The organism is Paenibacillus sp. CCS19, from assembly GCF_033239625.1.
Lineage (GTDB): Bacteria > Bacillota > Bacilli > Paenibacillales > Paenibacillaceae > Paenibacillus_T.
In genome coordinates this window covers 92,930-99,274 of the sequence record NZ_BTCK01000023.1, presented here as the reverse complement: position 1 = coordinate 99,274, position 6,345 = coordinate 92,930, and the positions used below count along the sequence as shown (strand labels likewise).

General features: G+C 56.1%; 6 protein-coding genes. 5 read left to right on the top strand and 1 reads right to left on the bottom strand.

Features of this window, described 5'->3' with window-relative positions; translation table 11 throughout:
- The 4 genes from SBI19_RS16815 to SBI19_RS16800 all read left to right on the top strand — a co-directional run.
- The coding region (locus SBI19_RS16815) for a BclA C-terminal domain-containing protein (RefSeq protein WP_317970208.1) at positions 1–784 on the top strand (784 nt) is incomplete at its 5' end.
- A 234-nt stretch (positions 785–1,018) separates the two neighbouring features.
- Positions 1,019–1,600 carry a GNAT family N-acetyltransferase gene (locus SBI19_RS16810; RefSeq protein ID WP_317970206.1) on the top strand — a complete coding sequence of 194 codons (582 nt, stop codon included), beginning with the start codon at positions 1,019–1,021 and terminating at the stop codon, positions 1,598–1,600.
- A 186-nt stretch (positions 1,601–1,786) separates the two neighbouring features.
- Complete coding sequence (locus SBI19_RS16805; RefSeq protein WP_317970204.1) at positions 1,787–2,461, top strand: Gmad2 immunoglobulin-like domain-containing protein; 675 nt, start codon at positions 1,787–1,789, stop codon at positions 2,459–2,461.
- A 237-nt stretch (positions 2,462–2,698) separates the two neighbouring features.
- The gene (locus SBI19_RS16800) at positions 2,699–3,256 is read left to right on the top strand and encodes a hypothetical protein (RefSeq protein ID WP_317970202.1); all 558 of its coding nucleotides are present in this window, start codon (positions 2,699–2,701) and stop codon (positions 3,254–3,256) included.
- Positions 3,257–3,331: 75 nt separating this feature from the next.
- Here SBI19_RS16800 and SBI19_RS16795 read toward each other — a convergent pair whose 3' ends face one another.
- A complete protein-coding gene (locus tag SBI19_RS16795; RefSeq protein WP_317970200.1) occupies positions 3,332–4,756 on the bottom strand; it encodes an MATE family efflux transporter in 1,425 nt (474 codons plus the stop codon).
- A 436-nt stretch (positions 4,757–5,192) separates the two neighbouring features.
- On the opposite strand from SBI19_RS16795, the gene SBI19_RS16790 reads away from it, so the two are divergent.
- On the top strand, positions 5,193–6,101 hold the full coding sequence (locus SBI19_RS16790; RefSeq protein WP_317970214.1) for a lipoate--protein ligase family protein: 909 nt from the start codon (positions 5,193–5,195) through the stop codon (positions 6,099–6,101).
- Positions 6,102–6,345 lie beyond the last annotated feature (244 nt).

Here is a 6,345-nt window from a genome sequence, read left to right as displayed (position 1 = left end):
GGCTGGGGCCACGGGCGCTACTGGGGCTACTGGGGCCACGGGTTCCACGGGAGCGACTGGTGCTACAGGTGAAACCGGCGCTACTGGGGCTACTGGGGCCACGGGTTCCACGGGAGCGACTGGCGCTACGGGTGAAACCGGCGCGACTGGTGCCACGGGGGCCGGGGCAACGGGTGCCACTGGCGCTACTGGGGCTACAGGTTCCACGGGAGCGACTGGCGCTACGGGTGAAACCGGCGTTACGGGCGCCACGGGGGCCACTGGCGCTACTGGGGCTACAGGTTCCACGGGAGCGACTGGTGTTACAGGTGAAACCGGCGCTACGGGCGCCACGGGGACTGGCGCGACTGGCGCCACCGGGGCAACAGGCGACAATGTGACTGCCTTCTCCGCTTTTGCCGCGAATACGACTGGAGGCGTTATCGCGGTCGTTATTGCCGGTACCCTCGTGCCGCTGCCGAGCGCACAAAATATCGGAACAGGCATTACGATCAATGCCGCCAACGATACGTTCACGATCGCACAAGCCGGCCGGTACTACATCACCTACCAGGCCAATTTCACCGCGGCGCTGCTGCTCGCAACACGTCTTCTCATCAACGGCGCACCCAACCTTGCCTCCACTGTAGACCCTGTCCTTAGCGCATCGACCTACAATAACGACGTCATCGTGACGCTTGCGGCAGGATCGACCGTCTCCCTTCAGCTATTCGGACTGCTTGGTGCGGCAACGCTGCTCAGCAACAGCGCCGGTGCTGCAGTGACGATCATTCGACTGACCTAACTTACACGTTGAGAATAGACGCCAACAGCGATCGCTGCCGGCGTCTATTCTCTTTTTACGAAACTTCGATCCCCTCTTCCTGCTTCCCATCGCTGCCATGTTGGGTATTAGATAATAGAACCATCTATACGATTATCCCTCTTGTCGCTATGCGCACAGTCACTTCTTGGGAGAATCATCATATTGTAGAACATAACGGGACAACATCTAGATAACGAACAGAGGAGCTAACACATGGACAAGTTGAACATTCGCGCTGCCGCACCTGCAGACGCAGACAAGGCCGCAAGACTCATCTATGAAGCCATTCACGACATCGCTTTTCAGTTGACTGGAGAGACTACAGAGGAGGATGCTCTGCAAGCATTGTCAGAACTATTCCTTCAAGAAGGGAACCGCTTCAGCAGCAAGCAGATTCTCGTAGCCGAAGTTGAGGGAAACGCAGCGGGCATTATCTTATGCTACCACGGGAGCGAGGCGGACAGGCTTGATGCACCGATTGCAGCGCGTCTGCGTAAGCGGACAGGCAACCCGAATCCCCCGATCGATAAGGAAGCAGACGAGGATGAATATTACATCGATTCGATCGCTGTCTTCTCTGAATACCGAGGAAGAGGTATCGCGAAGGCGCTGCTGGCTGCCGCCGAGAAAGCCGGAGCCGCACTTGGGTATGGACGCATTGCGCTTAACGTCGAGTATGGCAACGAAGGAGCGGAACGCCTATACCGTTCGATCGGCTATGAAGCGGACAAAACCATTACGATCAACAACAGCCTGTTCCATCACATGATTAAGCCGTTGACGAACTTGTCGTGAATACGAATCAGCTAAGAGAACCCGTATCATAATGCGGCCTTCTATTTCATGCAATAGACCGCTGCAAACAGGCTGCTGCTCATTTTTACTCGCAATCGCAACAAGGACAACCCTTCTATCGTCCCTTCATGTATAGCTGCAAAAGCTAACAACAAGCTAGACCCCTGTATTGGAGGTAGATGAACAATGGCCAAAAAATATCATTCGTCGTCCTGGTGGCTGCTTCGTACGGCACTTGCTCTCTTGCTCGCGTTCACCGTCGGATTAGCAGCAAGCTGTTCCGATCCTAACAACAATACCGCTGCACCCAGCACCGAAAACCCGCCTGTGACGACACCCGACAAGCCTTTAACGGCCAGTCCCGATGATAATGGCGCGGATACGGGAACCGATACGGATCCTGGCAACGGCAACGGCGGCACGCCAGCTCCAACGCCGACGAAGTCGCCAACGGAGCCGGCTAACCCACCGACTAAACCCGTGGATCATAACAGCGGAGGCAGTAAAGAACCAGTCGTTGTTGCAGAAAATGAAGCGTTCCGCATCTTTGCCCCTGCGGATGATGCGGTCGTCGGAACAACGTTCAAAGTTACTGGCGAGGCGCGTGTGTTCGAAGCGGCATTCAGCTATTCGTTCGAGGATGGACACAATGTACTTGCCGAAGGCCATGTCATGGCCGACCAAGGCGCGCCTGAATGGGGCAAATTCGAGTTCGAGGTCACCTTCAAGGATCCCACCAGCCCTTACGGCATCCTCATTATCTATGAGAACAGCGCCAAGGACGGCAGTCCCATTCATCAGCTCGAAATTCGAGTCCAGTTCAAGGATGGCATCGTGAAGCCTGTTGCGGAGGGGGCTTAACGCTATTTGATCTGGCCGATTGAAATATTGACTTTGTAACAGGGCTCCCCGCTGACGCGGCGGGCCTCTTTGATTTCGTCGCGCTCCTGAATGAACGACTGAAACTAACGACTAACACAGTGACCAAAGGATCACACTAACTTCAGTTTCCAACACTTAGAAGAGCCTTGTATGCAACCCTTGCCGCCCTGCGCTCGTCTGAAAGTGTAAATGGAATCGAAGAAAGGGTGACTCCTCATGCGTATCCCTCGTCCTCGGACTTCCCGCCGTTTCTTATACGGCTCGGTTACAGCGGCGATCCTGCTCGCTTTATGCCTGATTACAGGCTGCGGCAGCGCCGATGACTCTGGAAGTTCGTCCGCCAGGTCGGATTCAAATACAACAACAGGCTCGCAGCAGTCGACTGCTTCGCCAGCCGCCACACCAGCAGCGGTCGATAAGAGCAACCCTTATGAGACCGCTGGGATCAATGATCCCAAAGCGTTCGAGCAGATGTTCACGAGCGTGCAGCAAGCGATTGCCGCCGGCGATCAGACGCTCGTCTCGAGCTATGGACTGTATCCTGTTCGCGTTAACTACGCGGACGGCACCTCGGAGCAAATCGCTGATGCGAAGCAGTTCGTCGCCAATTACGACAAGATCATCACACCATCGGTCGCTCAGACGATGAAAGACCAAGCGATCGCCAAGCTGTTCGTCAATTGGCAGGGCGTCATGGCCGGTGCCGGACAAATCTGGTTCGGCGCCACCGCCGATTCGCCGCAGCGATACGGTATCATCGCAGTTAATCCGTAAGCGGCCATCATGTGGACTTGAATGGCTCAAAAAAGACTATCCGCCAAATTTCTGAGCGGATAGTCTTTTTGCATTTTATACCGTAACCTCAACCGATGCGCCTTTCGCTGCACCGCCAGTCTTCGAATCAGGACTGTGCTTCACAAGCGCATATTTCTCCCAGCGGCGGGACTTCCAGCGGAACGACATGATGATCGCGCGCAGCCATTCGTCCGACGCAATGGCAAGCCAGATGCCCGGCAGACCCATGTCTAGCTTGAACACGAACAGGTAGCCGAGCGGCACGCTGATGCCGACCATCGTCACCATGCCGATCCAGAGCGGATACTTCGCATCACCGGCCGCGCGGAGCGAGTTGACCAATATAATATTGATCGTCCGCCCTGTCTCCAGCACGATGCTGTACAGCAGAATATGTGCGCCGATCCGAATAATCTCGTTATCGGTGGTGAACATACTGATCAGCGGATGACGGAAAATCATTACGAGCGCGATGACGCAGAGCGACACGATCGATGCCGAACGAACGCTCAACCATACGCGCGTGTACGCCTGATCCTTCTTGTTCGCGCCGACCAGCCGGCCGACCAGAATCGAGGTTCCGATGCCGACGGCGAAGGCGAATAGGAAGATGAACATCGAAATATTTTGCGCATACTGCCTTGCCGATAAGGCCTGATCCCCCAAGTAGGTGGCGTAGAACAGAAACACCAGCTGGCAAGCGTGATACATGACTTGCTCGAGTGCGGAAGGAATGCCGATCCGCAAAATTTTGCCGATGTATTCCTTGGACAAATTCCAGTAATAACGAAATTGAATGCGCGACCGCATGACGCGGTAGAGCAGCCAGAACAAGACGATAACCGCCAGTCCCCGGCTAATGACCGACGAGATGGCAGCACCTTGAACACCGAGCTCAGGAGCGCCCATTTTGCCGAAAATAAGCATGTAGTTGCCGATAATATGGACGACGTTCATACCGAGCGATACGAACATCGCCTCCTTCGTGAAACCGTGCACCCGCACGATTGCAGCAATGGAATTCACAATCGCCTGAAGGAAGATAAACCCGCCTACGATGCCCAGATAATCGGTGGCGAACGTTAACGTCTCGCCATGCAGGTTCATTCCGCGCATCATCGCGCCGCTGAAGATGAGGAAGAAGCCGCTGATGACTAGCCCGACCGAGAGGTTGAGCGTAATGGAAACAGCAGAGATGCGCGACGCTCCATCGTAATTACGCGCTCCGAGGTACTGTGCGACAACGATCGATGCACCGTTGCCAATGACCTCCAGAATCAGTAACGCGATGGTCAAATATTGGTTGGAAGCTCCGACACCGGATACCGCTCGGTCCGACAATGCGCTTAGCATGAACGTATCGGCGACACCCATCAACATGAAGAGGAAAATTTCTAGAAATATCGGCCAAGTCAGCAGGAACAGATTGTTTTCCCGCGATCTGTCCTTGACCTTCCCTGCCGTTTGAGCGCTACTCATGGTGTTTGTATCTCCTATCTATTCGTTCGTGAACTACTGATCAGAAGCGGAATTTTGAACTACTTCTATAACGGTGTATCTTAAGTCATAGACGCTATCGTAACACAGGCTTTTGCCGATTGCATCGTTATTCCGAGTGGATTTTTTATGTAGTTTTGGCGAAAAGAACGGTTGGTTTTTAATGTAAACGCACACATTGGCAAAGCGGATCCGAAGGTGCTTCTTTCACGTCCCAATATGATTTACTATAGAAGCAGCAAACGAAGGAACGGACGATGGAAGGGATGGCGGAAACGGTATGGATGCATGGGGACAAAAAGAAGCTCAGCAGCCGCTAACGCGGAATGACCGCGATACATGGATAGATGAGGCTGCGGAATCGAGGGAGGCTGTCGGCGGGGCGGCGATATCGGCGTTCGCCGACGATTATAGCGGCATGCTCATCTTGGACCGCATGAGCGAGGGAGAGCCGGATACGGATCCCCTCCACTCGTTCGCGCTCGATGAGCTGCTGTGCCGGCAGGCTGGCGAAGGCGGCCCGCCGATCATTCACCTGTGGCGCCATCCGAGCGCCTTCATTCTAGGGCAGCGCGACAACCGGCTGCCGCATGTAGAGACGGCGCGCCGGCAGCTGGAGGCGCTGCGCTATCATACCGCCGTTCGCAACTCCGGCGGCGCGGCGGTGCCGCTCGACCCAGGCGTGGTCAACGTCTCGCTGATCGTACCGATCGGGAACGCGGCGGGGATGCGGTTCAATCATGATTTCGAGCGGATGTACGAGCTCATCTCGCTTGCCTTGTCGTTCACCGGCTGCCGAGTGGACAAAGGCGAAATCGCCGGCGCATACTGTCCGGGCGACTACGATCTGAGCATCGATGGGCGCAAGTTCTGCGGCATCGCGCAGCGCCGCCAAGCGAAGGCGCTCATCGTGCAGGCGTTCGTCGTCGCCGAAGGCTCCGGCAGCGAGCGCGCGGCGCTGGTCCGCGCGTTCTATGACGTTGCAGCGGGGAGCGGCGGCGTTGGCAGCGGTGCGGCCGCGACTGGAAATGCCGTTGGAGAGACCAGCACCGCGAGCGGCGGCGGCGGAAATGCGGATGGCAGTGCTGGAGCTCCCAGCGCCGCGTCCTCGCATCCGATCGTCGTACCGGAGAGCACCGCGAGTCTAGAGGAGCTGACGACGATCGGACCGGATGCGGCGATCACGTTCGCCGAGCGCGTGAAGGCAGTCATCCGTGCGTGCCAGCAGCCGGATGCGGTAGCCGACTCCGCCGCGCGTCTCAAGCTGCCTCCAGCGGATCAGCTCGAGGAGATGATCGCCTCGCTGCACGCGCGGTATACGCGGTAGCTGGCTGAAACAAGCCGGGTTACAGGATGCGTTATGATGCGATGCGATGCGATGCGATGCGATGCGATTCGGGCTGATCGCAAACAGTAATAGACCTTCTCATTTTTCGCTCAGCGGAAGACGAGTGACCCCATTGTACTTCGTACAACAGCACCCGGCGAACATCCTACATCGGGGTACTGCCGCTGCATTTTATACAACAAAAATCAGCCTATTCACCGCCAAACTCCCTTATTGGCTCTAC